Origin of the sequence: Massilia genomosp. 1, from assembly GCF_011682185.1 — a bacterium.
Taxonomy (GTDB): Bacteria; Pseudomonadota; Gammaproteobacteria; order Burkholderiales; family Burkholderiaceae_D; genus Telluria_A; species Telluria_A rubra.
Genome location: NZ_WHJF01000372.1, coordinates 1 through 535, shown reverse-complemented (window position 1 = coordinate 535; position 535 = coordinate 1). Strand labels below are relative to the sequence as shown.

Below are 535 nucleotides of genomic sequence, written 5' to 3'. Positions count from 1 at the left end.
TGGTCACGCCCTTCGTGTAGGCCGCGCTCATATCCATGCAGACGTGTTTGATCTCGTTCGGATCGCCGCCATGGGCGAGCAGATCGGCCTTGAACTCGGTCACCGTGCCGTGTTTGCGTCCTTCCGTCATGAACAGCAGTCGCTTTGCCTCAAGATCATGGACCAGGGTCACGTACTCGTGACCGCGCCGGATGCTCAACTCGTCGATGCCGACGACGGTGACGTCCGTCATCTCTTCTTGCGCGCGGGCCTTGTCAACGTAGTGCTCGATGCGGCGCCACAACTGCTTCGAGTTGACCCGCAGCAGGGCTGCGGCATGCGCGACCGGCATGGACTGGCACAGCGACAGGGCGAACGCCTCGAACAGCAACGTGAAGCCGCTGCCTGGACGCGCCCACGGCACTTCCACCGTCGTTGTCTTGCCACATGCGCCGCAATCGACCCGCGGTACGTCGGCATGCAGCCAGGCCTCATGCTGGAAGAAATCAAGGTGGCGCCAGTCGCGCCTGACCCTGTCATGAACACCTTGCCCGTT

1 protein-coding gene is annotated in these 535 nt (G+C 62.6%); it reads right to left on the bottom strand.

All coding sequences use genetic code 11. From position 1 onward, the window contains the following. Positions 1-535: helix-turn-helix domain-containing protein (locus tag F1735_RS34150; protein ID WP_167241490.1), on the bottom strand; the 535-nt coding region annotated here is incomplete at both ends.